The sequence below is a fragment of the Lysinibacillus sp. FSL P2-0066 genome, assembly GCF_037969495.1.
GTDB lineage: Bacteria > Bacillota > Bacilli > Bacillales_A > Planococcaceae > Lysinibacillus > Lysinibacillus boronitolerans.
Genome location: NZ_CP150202.1, coordinates 983,277 through 1,001,822, shown reverse-complemented (window position 1 = coordinate 1,001,822; position 18,546 = coordinate 983,277). Strand labels below are relative to the sequence as shown.

Sequence of the window (18,546 nt, the reverse complement as noted above, 5' to 3'; positions counted from 1 at the left end):
CAAAAAAATTTGGATAAAGTAAAAGCTTATTCTACCACAATTGAAGCTATATTTTAATATTCACCTAAAAAATGCTATGATAAACATACAGAAAGTGTATTAGCTGAAGCTAAAAAAGAGTGAATGCAAATGCAACAAGAAAAAATACGAAAGTACCAAGATGCTTGATATCGTTGGAAAGAGGAATTCATATGGCATTTGATGGCTTATTTACTTATTCAATAACTGCCGACCTACAACAGCTGGTCACTGGTCGGATTACAAAAATACATCAACCTAATGCACAAGAGGTTATTTTACATGTGCGTGCAAACGGAAAGAATCATAAATTACTGTTTTCAATCCACTCTTCTTATGCACGTGTTCACCTTACTGAGCACACGATTGAAAATCCAGCAGAGCCCCCAATGTTTTGCATGCTTTTGCGTAAACATTTAGAGGGTGGTTTTATTGCTTCTATAAAACAGCGTGATTTTGATCGCATTATAATAGTAGAAATTGAAAGTAAAAATGAAATTGGAGATCCTATCGTAAGGGAAATACATGCGGAAATTATGGGTAGACATAGTAATCTACTATTGATTGATCAAGAGCAGGGTAAAATTATTGACAGCCTAAAACATTTGCCTCCTTCAGTCAATAGCTTCCGTACTGTGCTACCAGGTCAACCATATATTGTGCCACCCACACAAAACAAATGGAATCCTTTAACAGTGACAGATGAAGAGCTAACAGCATTTTTCGCTGAAGCCAAAACCTCTAAAGAGATCGTGCAACAATTAGCTGGTTTTTCACCTCTTCACGCGGAAGAATTAATATATCGTATGACAACAGCACCAAATCCCCTGGCATGCTTCAAGGATTTTATGACATCCTTTGCAAACGGTGGAATGAAGCCTATGTACGTACTCTTCAATCATAAAACTTACTTCTCCCCTATCGAATTAACGCACTTGCATGATGGGGATATAACAAATTATCCTAATGTCCATGAGCTTCTTGATCGTGTATTCTTTGCACGGGCGGAGCGAGATCGTGTGAAACAGCAAGCTGGAGATTTAGAGCGTTGGCTACAAAATGAAATTGACAAACTAGCTTTAAAAACCAAAAAGCTAAAAAAAGATTATGAACGTGCCTCTAAGCTCGATCAATTCCAACTATATGGTGAACTATTAATGGCCAATATCTATGCCTTTGAAAAAGGAGTCAAGGAAGTTACCGTCACAAATTACTATAGTGAAACTGGCGAAGAAATAACGATTCCAGTAAGTGAACGTAAAACACCGATTGAAAATGCCCAAAGCTATTATACAAAATATACAAAAGCAAAAAATGCATTGGTTATGGTTCAAGAGCAGCTAGAAAAAACGACTGAAGAAATTTCTTACTTCGAAATGCTAGCACAGCAAGTTCAGCAGGCTTCTCCTGGGGATATTGAGGAAATTCGTGAAGAGCTAGCAGAGCAAGGTTACCTAAAACTACGTCACGCAAAGAAAAAGAAAAAACAAGTAAAACCTGAACCTGAGCGCTATGTTTCTTCAACTGGAGTAACAATTTCTGTTGGAAAAAACAATAAACAAAATGATATGCTAACATTTAAACTAGCAAAACGGACTGATATTTGGTTACACACAAAGGATATTCCTGGATCACATGTTGTCATTCATTCAAGTGAGCCAGATGAAACGACATTGCGAGAAGCTGCCACACTAGCCGCCTATTTTTCTAAGGCTCGAGAATCCTCTTCTGTGCCAGTAGATTATACTGAAATACGACAGGTCAAAAAACCAAATGGTGCCAAACCAGGTTTCGTCATCTATTTTGAACAAAAGACACTGTATATTGACCCTGATGAGGCAGTCATTTTACAGTTAAAGAAACAGTCATAAAGGAAGAAACCGATACAAATTGTATCGGTTTCTTCTTTTTTATAACGGGAACACGTAATCCGTACTATAAAACGATGAAAATAGCCTAATCTTGATTGATTATTACAGACAATCTTCCTTATTATAATAACATTATAAAAACATATGAATAATCTGCACTGTTTCCTTCAGCGAATATTGACTTCTACTACTCTAAAAAGCTAAATTAAAGTATAAAAATTTTTGTAGAGCATTTAGGAAAGGGCGTATCAATATGTCTGTAGGTAAAAAATTAAGCTTTGGTTTCTTTGCAATTATTCTCACATTAATCATTTCCTTGTTCATTATGTTCCTGCTATTTTCTAACATTGAAAAAAAGATTGAAAGTGCATTAGAAGGACATGTTGCTCTTGTAGAATTAGCAGATAATATTCAATTTGAAATGGCCATGCAAGGTCTTTTCATTCGTGCCATCATCATCGAAGACAAACCTGCTAACAAAGAGAGTTACTCAAAATATGCAAGTATGCTCGACACACATGTAGAAGAAATCATTGAAAAATCGAATTCAGCTGAAATGGAAACATATGCACAGACATTAAAATCCTATAATGATACTTTTAATAAGGCAGCAACAGAAGCAATAGCTCTATTTGAAGCTGGTAATCTAGAAGGTGCTTTGCAAAAGGTAAATGGTGAAGTACAGCAAGCAAATAAAGGTATACAAGAGGTATCCGATAAAATTGGAAGCTATCAAAAGGAACAACTAAATATTGTGACAAAAGAATCTAAACAGGCTGTATTTAATTCCCAAATTATTTCCATTATCGCAATCATCATTGGTATCGCTCTAGGTATTTTCCTTATTTTCTATATACAACGGACAATCTCACGCCCTTTAAAGTTTATCGTTCTGGCAGCAAACCATGTAGCTAATGGTGAATTAATTCATCCAGATATTACCCATCAATCAAAAGATGAAATTGGTCAGCTTTCAGTAGCTTTTAATGCCATGAAGGGAAATCTGAAAAGTTTATTAACGCATATACAGGACAATGCAGAGCATTTAACAGCTTCAGTAGAGGAACTTTCTGCCTCAACTGAAGAAATTACTGCCACTGCTGATGAAATAACAATACGGATTAATGAAACAGCTGATGCTGCAGTGACAGCTACAGTAGCAGCTAACGAAAGCGCACACGCAATGGATGAAACGGCTGTAGGTGTTCAACGAATAGCTGAAGCAACTCAACAACTCCATCAGAATGCTATAACAACTTCTGAATTAGCGACAAATGGAAATGAGACTGTAGAAGAAGCTCAGCAACAAATGAATGTCATCCATGAATCAACACAAATGATTAATAATCTTGTTCAAAAATTGAGTAAGCAATCGGATGAGATAAGTCAGATCACTGCTGTTATTACTGCCATTACCGATCAAACGAATTTATTGGCACTCAATGCAGCAATTGAAGCAGCTAGAGCTGGAGAGCATGGTAAAGGATTTGCGGTTGTAGCAGATGAAGTTCGTAAGTTAGCCGAGGAATCCAAACAATCAGCCAACCAAATCGTTGCCTTAACGCTAGATATTCAACAGGATACACATAATGTAGAAAAAGCTGTCTTTGATGGACTTCATTCTGTCACAGAAGGCGTCAAAATCATCGGACATGCAGGACAAGCCTTTGAAGGTATTGTGAAAGCAATTAATACGATGACAGATCAGATAGAGGATATATCAGCTACCTCTGAAGAAATTTCAGCTAGCGCTGAACAGGTTGCAGCCTCCGTTGCAGAAATTGCTCATGGTGCTTCAACTAGCGCGGATAATACAAAAATTGTAGCTTCAGCAACAAGAGAACAGTCTATAACAGTACAGCAAGTAAACCAAGTTGCCGCAGATCTAAGCGAAAAGTCCTTAGATTTACAGAATCAAATCAATCAATTTAAACTTTAAATAAAAAACAGTGCATTTTATACATTGAACTGAACCCTATTTTGTAGACAGTTTAATAAAAAGGGATTTAGTTGTTCTTAAGCTGCGATCAGATGACTTCGGTAATTTGCCGGAGTCATCTTTTTTAATGTCCATTGCTTTCTTGTATGGTTGTAATGATTCATATAGTCTACGACAAGTGTATGTAATTCCGCAAAACTTTCTGCCTCCTTGTAATCTACCTCATCCTTAAAATGCCCAAAGAACGATTCCATTGGCGCATTATCGAGGCAGTTCCCACGACGTGACATCGACTGTTTCAGCCCCATTTCTTTCACAAGTTGCTGAAATTCCGGATGTGTATAATGGAAACCTTGATCTGAATGAATGATGGCTTCTGGATGGAGGTTTCCATCTAAATGAATGTTTAATTGTTCAAGCGTCTCATAAACAATGGACATCTTAAGGGTTGTTGATAACACATAGGCAACGATTTCTCGTGTCGCGACATCTTTTACACAGGATAAATAGGCCGTTTGACCACCTCTATATTGTAAGTACGTAATATCGGTTAAGAATACTTTTCCTGGCTCATCTTGGTTGAACTCACGGTTTAAATGATTCGGAATACGGCGGTGTGCCTCTGTTGCTTTTTCTAAGTGGCGATATGGGTTCGCACGGCGAATTTTAGCGTATAAATTGAATTTACGCATCAGACGAAGAATCTTTTTGTGATTTATTGGTTGGTCTAATATATCCACTAACGCCATATAAAATCCACGATAGCCAATCTTTCCTTTCGCTTGATCATAAATCGATTTTAATAGTAAGTAATCTTGATAATCCGATTCTTCACGTAGTGCATCCTTTTGCGTATTTTGAAGCCATTTATAGTAACCACTTGGGCTGACATTCGCTACTTGACATAAATAGCGTGTCATGTTTTTGAGTTGATACATACGAATCGTTTCGTTGATTGCTTGGTATTTTTCTCGAGGTTTTAGAAACGTTTCTTCTTCGCCTGCCTTTCCATTTCGTCGAGCTTTTTTAGGAGCGTTAATTCTGCTTCTAGTAGTCGAATACGTGCTTCGGCTTTCTCTAATTTTTTGTCCGCTGCTAATTTTTCGGCACGAGGGCGACCTGTGCTGCCTTTCCCTCGACGCTCTTCTAGAAATCCTTGTTCACCTTGTGTTTTATAGGTAGCCTTCCAACGCCCCAATGAACTTTGAGCTTTTTTAATTCCGATCATTTCTAAATCAAAACCCGCCTCCTGAAAAATTTGGACAGGACCTTTTCCAGCTAGATTTTCTTGAACAGCCTTTAATTTAAAGTCCGCTGTATATTGAATAGAGCGATCCGAAACAGACGCCACGTTTGGATTCTCTTCAATTTGTCTACGTTGATGGTCATTAAAAATAATTTTACTCATGATGTTCTCCTGTTCTTCAATCGTATGGTCAGTATAACGGGATTTTTCGGTGATGAAAATAGAAAAACCCCGAATAGGTCCACTTTTTTTAAGTGTCCACTATTCGGGGTTCAGTTCACATGTGGATGCACTGTTTTTTTATATTTTTTCATGTAACACATTTGAATAGTGGAAGAATTTCCTTCTGAATAGCTATTGATAACGGTTTCATTTGATGAATAAACAGATTTTTAGTAATTATTTGCATTATCAATCCTCTTCAGTAAGACAAATGACATCCTCAAAAAAACAATATTATTAAAACGGTTCTCTTTGGAAGAATACAGGACAAAACGAAGCATTCCGTTTATTTTTTGACTGATGAATAAAACAGTGACTAGCTGCATATATGCATGTATACACATCTAGGTCAAAAATTATTTCAATAAAACTTAATCTCGTAAACTAGCTTCTCACTAAATCCATTTTTTTCTTAGTATGGGTACCTTTTTTCATACAAATGCTCATTTTTTTCTTTTTCTTCCCTACAAATGGATAATCTTAGAAAAATACAAAACAAGTTTCTTATATATCATTAATAGATAAAAATATTCATGTTTCGCGATCATAAATTACAAGAAATTACCTGTAAAAGAAACTAATTCACTGAGTTTTACATAGATTTTCTACAAATCTATACAAATTCCTCAAGGTATTACATCTATGACTTTAGATTCATTTTTCAAATATCGATAATATTATCAAAAAAATAGGAATTTTCCGTATAGTAAATCATTTTTTTATTTTTACTTTATTTTTGATATTCAGAATAAGTAAATATCAAATTCTTATTATATATACACTTTGCCTCTTTAGTGTGATAAATCGGAAAAATTTATTATTCTCCTAAATGTCAGATAATACTATATAAATTCGAATCTTTTTTATTTTGTACACAATGATTTTTTTGGTATATTAAATAGGAGCTTCACAAAAGGCTTAAAAATTGTATAAGGGGGATTCACATGAATAAAAACAAAAAGTTTTTATTACTAACTGTCCTTGCAGTATTTTCTTTAGTACTTGCTGCATGTGGCTTCGGCGGAGATTCGTCTGAAAAATCAAAAGACGATGGAAAAGATTCAGGTTCATCTGAAACTGCTTCATCAGGTGGTGAACTAAACTTAGTAGTAACTTCTGAGCCACCATCATTACATCCAGGATTAGCAACTGATACAACTTCTAGTGCTATTCTTACAAACATATTTGAAAATTTAACAACGCTAGATGCAGATTCAAAACCAGTTGCTGCTGCTGCTTCTGACTGGACAATTAGCGAAGACCAAAAAACTTACACATTCACAATCCGTGATAATAAATGGTCAAATGGAGATCCAGTAACGGCAAAGGACTTTGAATATGCATGGAAATGGGCACTAAACCCAGATAATCTTTCAGAGTATGCTTCTATTTTTTACCCAATTAAAGGTGCTGCAGCGTATAACAACGGTGAAGGTTCTGCTGATGACGTAGGTGTTAAAGCAGAAGATGACAAAACATTAGTCGTAACGTTAGAAAACCCAACACCTTACTTCTTAGAATTAACAGCATTCAAAACATATGCTCCGTTAAATCAAAAAGCAATTGAAGGTAATGATGAGTGGTACACTGATGCTGGTGATGACTATGTAACAAACGGACCATTCACTTTAAATGAATGGAGACACAACGACGCAATCGTATTAAAGAAAAACCCAGAATACTGGGATGCAGATAAAGTTTCTTTAGAGACAATTAATATCGGTATGGTTGAATCTGAAACAACTGCTGCTACAATGTTTAAAGCTGGCGAAATTGACTATCTTGGTGCTCCATACCAATCTGTTGCACTTGATTCAATTGAAGGATTTAAAGCTGATGGTTCATTAAATATTGCTGACCAAGCTTCTGTATATGTCTATAAACTAAATACAAAAGATAAATTTACTGGAAACGCTAACATTCGTAAAGCGTTAACTCTAGCAATCGATCGTCAAGGTTTAATTGACAATATTACTAAAGGTGAGCAAAAACCTGCATTAGGTATGGTGCCAATCGCAGTTAGTGGTTTTGAAGAAGACCGTGGTTACTTCAAAGATAACGATATTGAAGGTGCAAAAGCTGCACTTGAAGCTGGTATGAAAGAACTTGGTATTAAAGATCCATCTGAAATCACTGTAAACATTTCATTCAATACTAGTGAAGCACATGCTGCTATCGCTCAATTTATTCAAGAGGGCTGGACGAAAAACCTTGGTATTAAGGTAGGTCTTGATAACTCTGAATGGCAAGTTTACCTAGAGAAACTTAATCAATTAGACTACCAAGCTGGACGTCTAGGCTGGACTGGTGACTATAATGATGCTTATACATTCTTAGAAATCTATGATACTGCTGCAAACGGTAACAACGATACTGGTTGGGAAAACCCAGAATATAAAAAGTTATTAGATCAATCTAACCTAGAAACTGATCCTGCTAAACGTCTTGAGCTTTTAAAACAAGCAGAGTCAGTTATCATGACTGATTTACCTGTTGCACCTATCTACTACTACACTAACCTTTCTGTAGTACAAGATAACGTGAAAAACATGCATGCAGATGTTCTTGGTAACATTCCACTTAAAGAGGTTGTAGTAGAAGAAAAATAATTATTTATATTATTTTATCTTGCTTTTTTAGCTCTACAGCAAGAGCTGCCTCGTAGCCACTACGGCGCGAGTCAGCTCTTTTTAAAATACGAAGGCATTTATTTGTCTGAAAATTGACAAATAGAAGGAGGAGTTTTATGTGATTAAATATATTTTGAAAAGGCTGATGTATATACTTCTCGCGCTTTTCGTCATCGTAACGGTTACGTTTTTCTTAATGCGTCTCGCTCCTGGTAGTCCTTTCGCGAGTGAACGTAATTTCCCACCTCAAATCGAGGAGAAGTTAAACGAAACGTATGGATTAAATAACCCTTGGTATATACAATATAAAGATTATTTAATCGATACGGCCACTTTCAATTTCGGTGAGTCAATGAAATATAAAGCGCGTTCTACAAATGATATGATTTCTGAAAGTTTCCCTGTTTCTTTAACATTAGGGATTGAGGCTATGCTACTTGCAGTTGGATTGGGTATTTTAATTGGCGTAGTTTCCGCGCTATATCATAATAAGTTCCCGGATTATTTGGCAACGTCCTTTGCGGTGCTATTTATATCAGTACCTTCATTTATCTTAGCTGGTTTAATGCAGTATTTCTTAGCCTATAAGTTAGGTTGGTTCCCAATTAGTGGATGGAAAGGCTTTGTTTATAGTATATTACCTGCCTTTGCAATCGCTTTCTCACACATGGGCTTTATCGCAAAGTTAACACGTTCAAGTATGCTTGAGCAAAACAATAGTGACTATGTAAAAATGGCTCGTGCAAAAGGGATAGGAAAATGGACGATCGTATTCCGACATACTTTACGAAATGCCCTTCTACCAGTCGTAACATACCTTGGTCCATTAACAGCTGGTGTTGTAACAGGTAGTTTCATTGTTGAGCAAATTTTCGCTATTCCTGGACTTGGTAAACACTTCGTTCAAAGTATTACAAACCGTGACTATACAGTCATTATGGGTACGACAGTGTTCTACTCTATCATCCTTTTATTTGCGGTATTAATCGTTGATATTCTTTATAGTGTGATTGATCCGCGTATTAAACTGAAAGGAGCGAAAAAATAATGACACAGCAACAAATTGAAAAAGATAAGTTTAAAATTGTTGGTGGAAATCATGAAGCAACGGAAAAATTAGCTGATAAATCAGTCTCCTTTTGGAAAGAAGTATTTCTCCGTTTCTCTCATAACAAAATGGCCATCATTGGGATAATTATTTTAATCATTGTTATTTTAATGGCTACGTTTGTACCAATTTTTTCTCAATACAAAGCAAGTGATCAGCTAGGTGTTTACAATGCACCACCATCTGCTCAATTTTGGTTTGGAACGGATGATCTTGGTCGTGATATTTTCGTTCGTATTTGGGAAGGCGCTCGTATTTCCCTATTTATCGGAATTGCTGCAGCGATTATTGACTTAATTATCGGTGTTATTTGGGGAAGTATTTCTGGTTTAGCAGGTGGTCGTGTCGATAACATCATGATGCGTATTGCAGACGTTTTAACAGCAGTACCTTATCTATTAGTTGTAATCGTACTATTAGTTGTTATGCAACCTGGTTTAATCCCAATGATTATTGCCCTTTCTATCACTGGATGGATAAACATGGCACGTATCGTTCGTGGGGAAGTATTATCTATTAAAAACCAAGAATATGTTCTTGCTGCTCGTACATTAGGTGCTAGTACAGGCCATTTAATCATTAAACATTTAGTTCCGAATGCTCTTGGTGCAATTTTAGTAACGATGACGTTAACAATTCCATCTGCTATTTTCACTGAATCATTCCTAAGTTACCTAGGTCTTGGGGTTCCTGCTCCAACAGCTTCTTGGGGTACAATGGCCTCTGAAGGAAATAAAGCCATTGCCAATGCTCCATGGCGTTTGATTTTCCCAGCAGTATTTATTTCACTAACAATCTTTGCGTTTAACGCAGTTGGTGACGGCTTACGTGATGCTCTAGATCCAAAACTACGTAAATAAGGAGGTGGCCGAAATGAGTAAAAAAATTCTAGAAGTAAAAGATTTAAGAATTAATTTTAAAACTTATGCAGGGCTTGTCCGTGCTGTACGTGGTGTTAACTTTGATTTAAAGGAGGGTGAAACACTCGCTATAGTAGGTGAATCTGGTTCTGGTAAAAGTGTTACGAGTAATGCGCTAATGAAACTAATTCCCCAGCCACCTGGTATTTATGAGTCAGGACAAATTTTATTCAATGGCCGTGATTTAGTTCCATTAACTGATAAAGAAATGTCTAAAGTACGCGGAAATGAAATTGCTATGATTTTCCAAGATCCAATGACAAGTTTGAATCCAACGATGAAGGTCGGACGTCAAATAACTGAAGTAATTTTGCAACACAAAAAAGTTTCTAAAGACGAAGCAAAAAAACGTGCGATTGAGCTTTTAACACAGGTAGGTATCCCCTTCCCTGAAAAACGCTATAACCAATACCCACATGAGTTTTCAGGTGGTATGCGTCAACGTGTTGTTATTGCCATTGCCCTTGCAGCTGATCCTAAGCTACTAATTGCCGATGAGCCAACAACAGCTCTAGACGTAACAATTCAAGCGCAAATTTTAGAATTAATGAAAGAAATTCAGAAAAACTCGAAAACATCTATCATTTTCATTACACACGATTTAGGTGTAGTGGCGAATATCGCTGACCGTGTAGCAGTAATGTACGCTGGCCAAATCGTAGAATACGGTACTGTAAATGATATTTTCTATAATCCAAAGCATCCTTACACATGGGGTCTACTTGGTTCAATGCCTGATTTAGATAATGATACTGATGAGCTATTACGTACGATTCCAGGCTCACCGCCGGATCTTACGAATCCACCTAAGGGTGATGCATTTGCAGCTCGTAACGAGTATGCTATGGCGATTGATTATGAACAAGAGCCACCAATGTTCCAAGTAAGTGAAACTCATTTTGCAAAGACTTGGTTGTTGCATCCTGATGCACCAAAGATTCCTCTTCCAGATGCGGTTGCTAAACGTATTGAAGGGTATTTAGCAAAGGAGGCACAAGAAAATGACTAAAACTGGTGCGAAAAAAATTCTTGAAATCAAAAATTTAAAGCAGCATTTTGGTTCGCCAAGTAATCCTATCAAAGCTGTAGATGGTATCAGCTTCGATGTTTACGAAGGTGAAACACTTGGTCTTGTGGGTGAATCTGGTTGTGGTAAGTCAACAACTGGTCGTTCAATCATTCGATTATATGATATTACAGGCGGTGAGATTGTTTTCGATGGTGAAAATGTCCATGGAAAAAAATCAAAAAATGAGTTAAAGAAATTTAACCGTCAAATGCAAATGATTTTCCAAGATCCTTATGCTTCTTTAAACCCTCGTATGACAGCTGGGGAGATCATTGGTGAAGCCTTTGATATTCATGGCCTATACAAGGATAAAAAGGAACGTCGTGCGAAAATCCAAGAGTTACTTGAAGCTGTTGGTTTAAACAAAGAGCACGCGAATCGTTACGCACACGAATTCTCAGGTGGTCAACGTCAACGTATTGGGATTGCCCGTGCATTAAGCTTAGATCCTAAGTTTATCATTGCCGATGAGCCAATCTCTGCGCTAGACGTATCCATTCAAGCCCAAGTTGTTAACTTACTAAAACAACTACAAAAAGAACGTGGCTTAACCTATCTTTTCATTGCCCATGACTTATCTATGGTAAAATACATCAGTGACCGTATTGCTGTAATGTACCGTGGTAAAATCATGGAAATCGGTAAGGCAGATGATATCTACAATCACCCTGTTCATCCGTATACAAAATCTTTACTATCAGCTATCCCACTTCCTGATCCAATGTCAGAGAAGCGCCGTCAACGTATTCAGTACAAGCATACAGAGGTTGACGAAAGTGCAACTTACCATGAAGTTGGTGACCAGCATTATGTTTATGGTACTGCTGATCTAGTAAAAACTTGGGTTGCTAATCGATAAAGCCTATAACTCCTGTCGACAGTATAACTACTGTGATGGGAGTTTTTTAATTTACTTCTTTATTACCCAATATCCCCATCAGTGTAAACCTAACTAAACTTACGACTATAATTCCCCTCACTCTTTCAAATATAGTTAATAAATACCATTTTTGTAAAATTAGTTTAAATAATTTAGGGAATATATTATGATTGAGTTAACACAAATAAAGGAGTGTATTCCAATGAAAAAAAGTATGAAACTTCTTCTTGCTACATGTTGTTTTACAATCTTATTAATTAGTGTTGGTTCTTCTACAGCATCTGCCTATCCAGGTCCATGCCACAGTCCAAAGCCTTGTGTGATTAGACCATAATAGTTGCTCTCAAAACATTCTTTTCAAGTCTCTATTTTGTAATGACAATCAATATTACTATGTATTAAACGATTATCCTTTATAAAATTCGGCACCTTTAAATGTGATTACTTTTACATTTAAAGGTGCCCTATTTTCTTGTTACATATTAGATATCCATTTTATGATTACCTTCTAGATTTTGGATTTAATGCATCCTTTAATCCTTCTCCGATAAAATTAATGGACAAAATTACTAGTGTAATAGCTGTCGCAGGAGGCACCCACATCCAAAGCTTCTCCTTTAATACCTCTGAGTTTCTAGCTTCGGACAGCATATTTCCCCAACTTGGTGTATCTGCTGGTACACCCAACCCTAAAAAGCTTAAACCCGATTCAGCAACGATTGTTACAGCCATCAGCAACGTTGCTTGTACAATAATCGTCGAAGCAACATTAGGTAGTAAATGCCTGATAATGATCTTTGATGATTTACAGCCAATTGATTGAGCTGCTAATATATACTCATTTTCCTTTTCAGCAAGCACCCTACTTCGTACAATCCTTGCAACAGATCCCCACATTAACAGCGAGATAACAAAAATCAAAGTCCATAGACCAGATACTTTTCCAATTAGAATTTGATTTAAAACAATGACAAAAATCATAAATGGAAACATTAAGATAAAATCTGTAAATCTCATGAGTATTTGATCTATTTTTCCGCCAAAGTACCCTGAAATGGCACCGACTGTAGTTCCAATTAAAACAATAAAGAACATACAGCTTAATCCTACTGTTAAGGACGATCGACCAGCATAGAGCATTCTTGTAAACACATCTCGACCATTTGTATCTGTTCCTAACCAGTTTTCACTAGATGGTGGTTTACTTATTTGGGTAAAATCAACTCGAACAATATCTTTCGTTGTAATATATGGTGCTAAAAACGATAAGATAATAACGAACAGTAGAAATATAAGGCTAATCAAGGCTAGTTTATTTTTAAAGAACTTTCGTCTCGCAATTACCCATGGCGAGGGGCTTTTCTTTGGCGATTTTGGCGTTAAAACTTCTTGATCTGTTACCAATGTCATATTTCCCCCTCCTTAATCCAATCTAATACGTGGATCTACTACACCATATAATAAATCCGCTACTAAATTCCCAAAAAGTGTTAAAAACGAAAGTAACATTGTGATCGACATCATGACTGCATAATCCCTTCTTCCAACAGATTCAAGGAAGAGAGCACCTATTCCAGGATAAGTAAAGATTGTTTCTGTTATTACCGCACCACTAATTAATGTCGCAATATCAAACCCAAGGAATGTAATAAGAGGAATAATAGAATTTCGTAAAATATGTTTGTTATAAATTTTCGATTCTTTTGTTCCCTTTGCTCTTGCAGTTCTTACAAAATCTTTTCTACTATTTTCAATAATGTCATTTCGCAAAAATTGTGTATAGGATGCTGTTCCCATTAATCCTAATATAAGCGCAGGTAGTAAAACATGGTGAAATCTACTTATATAGTAGTCCAAATTTCCAGGCTCTAGCCCAACGCCCACAGAACCGTTAAATGGGAACCAACCTAACTTGAACGAGAAAAAGTAAATAGCTACAATTCCCGCAACAAATGATGGAATGGCTAAAGCTAGATAATTATACGTTGCAATCAAATTGTCCCCAAGTGTATAGGGTTTTCTACCAGCATACATGCCCATAATAAATGCAAATATGTAGGTAAAAATTAACGATGTTAGAGCTAAAAATATGGTATTAGGTATACGCTGCGCAATAATTTCTACTGCTGGTTTTTTATAAACAGTTGATTTACCAAAATCCCCTTGCATAAAATTAACAATCCATCTACCATATTGCTGGATAATAGGATCGTTATAACCTAATTTTTCTCTCATTTCTTCGATGTATTGTGGATTCGTATTAGAAGGATCAATTTCACCAGCAAATGCATCTCCTGGCATCATTTTCGCTAAAAAGAATACCACCAACGAAATAAGGAGTAACAATGGGATCATGCCAAGTAATCGTCGAAGTGTATATTGAAGCATGTAACGTCTCCTTATCTACAAATTTACTAACTAAGTCCTCTTTTTAAGGACTTAGTTAGCAAGAATTAAAATACAGAAAAGCTTATTCTTTAATATGCCATTTATAAACATCCGTTTGGAAGCCAACAGCGTTAACATGAACACCTTGTAAACGATTATTTATACCATATAAATCTAAGTTTTCCCATAAAGGAAGTGCAGGTAATTCTTCGTTGAAGTATTTTTGCCATTCAACATATGTTGCCATACGTTTGTCTTTGTCAAATGCTTCTTCACTTAAGCCTTTATCTAATAATTCTTGGTTTTTCGGATCTACCCAACGACCATAGTTCCACTCTGCATCATTGCCCCATAATCCTGATGGATCTGGATCAGAACCCATACTCCAAGCACCAAAGAATGCTTCTAATGCTGCATCATCATTGTCTTTCATATCATTATATAAGTTAAACTCAATTAAACTACCTGTCGCTAATTCTGTTTTTACACCAATATCATTCCAAGATTGTACAATTGCTTGTGCACGTCCTTCAAATGCTGCTGAACCTGCATAGTGTCCAAATGAAATTTTAAATGGTTGTCCCTTTGGATCTTCGACAAAACCATCACCATCTTTATCAACATAGCCAGCAGCTGCTAATAGCTCTTTTGCCTTTTCTGGGTTGAATTCATATTGATTTAATTCTGACTCTGGTGCAGCAGTCCAGAAAGTAGTTGGAATCACAGTATTGGCAACTGTTGCTTTTCCTTCTAAGAAAGCATCGATCATTGCTGGACGGTTAATTGCATATAATAATGCTTGACGTAATTCTTTTGCATTAAATTTATCAAAATCTGCCACATTTTTTAACGCCGCTTTATCACGGTGGCCAAAACGAAGTCCGATGTATGAATAGCCCACACCATTAGTTTCTTCAATACGTACATTGCCTAAAGCTTCTAATTCTTTTACGGATTGTGGTCTAATATCCATAATATCAATTTCTCCGTTTTGGAATGCACCAGTTGCTAGTGATGGGTCGATTACTTTTACAATAACACCATCAAGCTGTGGTTTGCCCTTCCAGTAATCATCAAAACGCTCTAATTCAGAATATTCTCCATCTACAACCTTTTTCACTTTAAAAGGCCCTAAGCCAACAGGATTTTCACGAACCTGTTTTGATTCCTCTAAATCTTTTACCGCAATGCCTTCATAATGTTTTTTCGGCATTGGATACTGCCAAAGTTGTTCTAAATTATTAATTTTCACTTGTTCAAAAGTAATTTTTACTGTATGTGGATCTACCACTTCAATACCTTCAATTTTATCAGCTTTGCCTTCTTTTTTAGCTTTTGCCCCTTTAATACCTTCTGCATAATTAAAACGAGGTCCAGCATAATCAGGGTCTGCTAGAGTCTCTAATGCAAATACCCAGTCGTCAACTGTTAACTCTTCACCATTATGCCACTTTACACCCTTTTGGAATGTAAATGTATATGTTAATTTATCTTCACTAATTTCCCAAGAAGCTAAGTTAGGAACATATTCTAAGTTATCATTTACATCATAGATACCTTCTGTTGTGAAATTTTGAATATAGCTATCTACAATACTACCTGAATAAGCTGGATCATATACGCCCTCAGGTGCAACATCTGTACCAAATGTTACGATTCCACCCTCTGTAGAAGGTTTATCTGTTGTTGCCGTTGTATCCCCGCTTGTATCCTTTTCATTTTCCTTCTCTGTTTTTGATGCGTCATTATTACATGCAGCTAAAAATAATGCCATAACTAGCAATAGCATAAATGACCATATTGCTGATTTTTTCATTTTTTTCCCCCCGTAATTTTATTTTTGTCAATAACTATTTTCCGTTTTAGTTTTTAATATAAATGACAAGCAACACTATGCCCTGACTTCACCTCCTTTAAAGCTGGCTTAGATAATGAACATTCGGCCATTGCCTTTGGACATCTTGGATGGAATGGACAGCCTGATGGTGGATTAGCAGGACTCGGTATATCTCCCTCTAAAACAATGCGACTATTTTTCTTTCTCGGATCTGGCACTGGTATTGCAGAGATCAATGCTTGTGTATAAGGATGTAATGGCTCATCGTAAATATGTTCCTTATCAGCTATTTCTACAATATTTCCTAGATACATCACGCCAATTCGATCGCTCATATGCTTGACCACACTTAAATCATGTGCGATAAACAGGAATGTTAGATCAAACTCATCCTGTAGTTCTTTTAATAAATTAAGAACTTGTGATTGTACTGATACATCTAAGGCTGAAACAGGCTCATCTGCTATAATAAGCTTTGGTCTAAGTGCTAGTGCCCGAGCAATACCAATACGCTGGCGCTGACCACCTGAGAACTCATGAGCATATTTATAATAGGCATCTTCAGGTAAGCCTACTTTTCTTAATAGCTCCATTACCTCGCCTTTTAATGATTTCAATGATTTATTACTGAAATTCATAATAGGCTCTGCAACAATGCTCCCTACCATTTGCATCGGGTTTAATGAGGCGTATGGATCTTGGAATACCATCTGAATATCTTTTCGTATATCCCTTAAAGATTTCCCTCTCAGGTTTGTAATATCTTTACCATCAAAGATAATTTTTCCATCCGTTGCGTCTAATAATCTTAAAATTGTGCGTCCAGTTGTCGATTTTCCACAACCCGATTCTCCCACTAGCCCTAATGTCTCGCCATTTTTAATGGTAAAAGAAATATTATCCACTGCTTTCACATGACCGACAGTATGCCTTAAAAAGCCACCTTTGATTGGGTAATATGTCTTTAAATCAATAATTTCTAATAAGTTATTCTTTTCTTGTTTTACGATTGTTTCATTCATACTGTCAGCTCACACCCTTTCTTGTATCACAACTTTCGTAAAGTAAACATGATACCTCATGTCCCTCGCCTATGAAGGAAAGTTGTGGCGTAACCTTGCTACAGTCAGGCATAGCCGAAGGACATCTATCCACAAAACGGCAACCTATTTGGGGCATATTTTTTAACGAAGGTACAATCCCTTGAATGGTTGTTAACTTTTCAACTTCTTCATCGATTCTTGGTATAGAAGCCATTAATAGCTTTGTATAAGGATGCTGAGGGTTGTGGAACAAATTATCTACATTTGTTCTTTCTACAATTTTCCCTGCATACATGATAATTACTTCATCACACATTTCGGCTACGACACCTAAATCATGTGTAATAAGCACGATGGACATATCATTCTTTGCTTGAATTGTCTTTAATAGATCTAGGATTTGAGCTTGTACCGTCACATCAAGAGCCGTAGTAGGTTCATCTGCAATTAATAGTTTAGGTTGACATGCAATGGCAATGGCAATCATAACCCTTTGTCTCATACCACCAGATAATTGGTGTGGATACTCATCAACAATTTGATCCGCTCTCGGTATGCCAACTTGTTTTAATAAGTCTATTGCTTTACTTTTAGCCTCTGCCTTTGAGATTTTAGAGTGATTTAAGATAATCTCTTGTATTTGTGAACCAATTGTAAAAACGGGATTTAATGATGTCATGGGTTCTTGGAAAATCATACTGATATCTTTTCCTCTAATCTTATTCATGTCATCGCTAGAATAATTTTCGATGTTTTTGCCTTCAAACTTAATTTCTCCGCCTGTAATTTTACCAATCCCTTTTGGAAGAAGCTGCATAACTGAAAGGGACATGACACTTTTTCCACATCCAGATTCCCCAACTACCCCAATAATTTGACCTGATTTGACTGAAAAAGAAACATCATCAACAGCATGATAAATCTCCCCATCTATATCAAAACCAGTTTTAAGGTTTTTCACTTCTAACATTAAGCTCATTTAATATCACACCTTTAATTTTTTTACTAAAAATCACTACATCCTTTATGTAAGCAACAGAAACATATGTCTAAAATGTATTCTTTAAGTAAAAGATGTAAAAAGAAATTAGCTTTTGGATTCCCTCATAAGATCCAATATTCCGAAAAATTAGATCATAAGGTGTTAAACCTATTTCAAAATTATATTAGCTAAAAAAAACATCAAATTTTAAAAAGAACATCTTCCTTACATAAAATTGACCCTATTTTCCAAATGTAATAGTAACTGGATCAGTATATAATATTCTGACAATTAGGCGTAATGCTATTTTATCTGGAAATAATACATTTAATCAAGTGAATTTTTACAATTCTCATAATATTACATACAAAATAATCCATACAACTATACCAT

14 protein-coding genes are annotated in these 18,546 nt (G+C 36.1%); 7 read left to right on the top strand and 7 right to left on the bottom strand.

The annotated features are described in order from the left end of the window. Window positions 1–191 precede the first annotated feature (191 nt). Both MKZ14_RS04715 and MKZ14_RS04710 read left to right on the top strand, forming a co-directional pair. Window positions 192–1,889 carry an NFACT RNA binding domain-containing protein gene (locus MKZ14_RS04715; RefSeq protein ID WP_333006749.1) on the top strand — a complete coding sequence of 566 codons (1,698 nt, stop codon included), beginning with the start codon at window positions 192–194 and terminating at the stop codon, window positions 1,887–1,889. A 253-nt stretch (window positions 1,890–2,142) separates the two neighbouring features. Further along, window positions 2,143–3,828, top strand: coding sequence for a HAMP domain-containing methyl-accepting chemotaxis protein (locus MKZ14_RS04710; protein WP_016994284.1), 1,686 nt, complete (start codon window positions 2,143–2,145; stop codon window positions 3,826–3,828). 77 nt (window positions 3,829–3,905) lie between these two features. Here MKZ14_RS04710 and MKZ14_RS04705 read toward each other — a convergent pair whose 3' ends face one another. Both MKZ14_RS04705 and MKZ14_RS04700 read right to left on the bottom strand, forming a co-directional pair. Then, a complete protein-coding gene (locus MKZ14_RS04705; protein ID WP_339281000.1) occupies window positions 3,906–4,868 on the bottom strand; it encodes an IS3 family transposase in 963 nt (320 codons plus the stop codon). Continuing rightward, entirely contained in the window at window positions 4,808–5,236 is a 429-nt protein-coding gene (locus tag MKZ14_RS04700; RefSeq protein ID WP_333007006.1) for a hypothetical protein, read from the bottom strand. The genes MKZ14_RS04705 and MKZ14_RS04700 overlap by 61 nt, the downstream gene beginning before the upstream one ends. 1,004 nt (window positions 5,237–6,240) lie before the next feature. Here MKZ14_RS04700 and MKZ14_RS04695 point away from each other — a divergent pair. From MKZ14_RS04695 to MKZ14_RS04675, 5 genes are all read left to right on the top strand, one after another. Then, on the top strand, window positions 6,241–7,905 hold the full coding sequence (locus tag MKZ14_RS04695) for a peptide ABC transporter substrate-binding protein (protein WP_016994281.1): 1,665 nt from the start codon (window positions 6,241–6,243) through the stop codon (window positions 7,903–7,905). Window positions 7,906–8,044: 139 nt separating this feature from the next. Beyond that, window positions 8,045–8,974: an ABC transporter permease gene (locus MKZ14_RS04690; protein ID WP_016994279.1), complete on the top strand. Its 930-nt coding sequence runs from the start codon at window positions 8,045–8,047 to the stop codon at window positions 8,972–8,974. After that, the gene (locus tag MKZ14_RS04685; protein ID WP_016994277.1) at window positions 8,974–9,894 is read left to right on the top strand and encodes an ABC transporter permease; all 921 of its coding nucleotides are present in this window, start codon (window positions 8,974–8,976) and stop codon (window positions 9,892–9,894) included. The genes MKZ14_RS04690 and MKZ14_RS04685 overlap by 1 nt, the downstream gene beginning before the upstream one ends. A gap of 13 nt (window positions 9,895–9,907) precedes the next feature. After that, entirely contained in the window at window positions 9,908–10,963 is a 1,056-nt protein-coding gene (locus tag MKZ14_RS04680; RefSeq protein ID WP_036077171.1) for an ABC transporter ATP-binding protein, read from the top strand. Beyond that, the gene (locus MKZ14_RS04675; RefSeq protein WP_016994275.1) at window positions 10,956–11,882 is read left to right on the top strand and encodes an ATP-binding cassette domain-containing protein; all 927 of its coding nucleotides are present in this window, start codon (window positions 10,956–10,958) and stop codon (window positions 11,880–11,882) included. Before MKZ14_RS04680 ends, MKZ14_RS04675 begins: the two co-directional genes overlap by 8 nt. A 522-nt stretch (window positions 11,883–12,404) precedes the next feature. Here the strand turns inward: MKZ14_RS04675 and opp4C are convergent. From opp4C to MKZ14_RS04650, 5 genes are all read right to left on the bottom strand, one after another. Next, window positions 12,405–13,313, bottom strand: coding sequence for an oligopeptide ABC transporter permease (gene opp4C, locus MKZ14_RS04670; RefSeq protein ID WP_036077169.1), 909 nt, complete (start codon window positions 13,311–13,313; stop codon window positions 12,405–12,407). Between the two features lie 12 nt (window positions 13,314–13,325). Further along, window positions 13,326–14,291 carry an oligopeptide ABC transporter permease gene (gene opp4B / locus MKZ14_RS04665; RefSeq protein WP_036077167.1) on the bottom strand — a complete coding sequence of 322 codons (966 nt, stop codon included), beginning with the start codon at window positions 14,289–14,291 and terminating at the stop codon, window positions 13,326–13,328. An 82-nt stretch (window positions 14,292–14,373) separates the two neighbouring features. Continuing rightward, window positions 14,374–16,107, bottom strand: coding sequence for an oligopeptide ABC transporter substrate-binding protein (opp4A, locus tag MKZ14_RS04660; RefSeq protein WP_036077165.1), 1,734 nt, complete (start codon window positions 16,105–16,107; stop codon window positions 14,374–14,376). Between the two features lie 53 nt (window positions 16,108–16,160). Then, complete coding sequence (locus MKZ14_RS04655) at window positions 16,161–17,150, bottom strand: oligopeptide/dipeptide ABC transporter ATP-binding protein (RefSeq protein WP_016994267.1); 990 nt, start codon at window positions 17,148–17,150, stop codon at window positions 16,161–16,163. Between the two features lie 4 nt (window positions 17,151–17,154). After that, on the bottom strand, window positions 17,155–18,150 hold the full coding sequence (locus tag MKZ14_RS04650; protein ID WP_036077163.1) for an ABC transporter ATP-binding protein: 996 nt from the start codon (window positions 18,148–18,150) through the stop codon (window positions 17,155–17,157). Window positions 18,151–18,546: the final 396 nt, after the last annotated feature.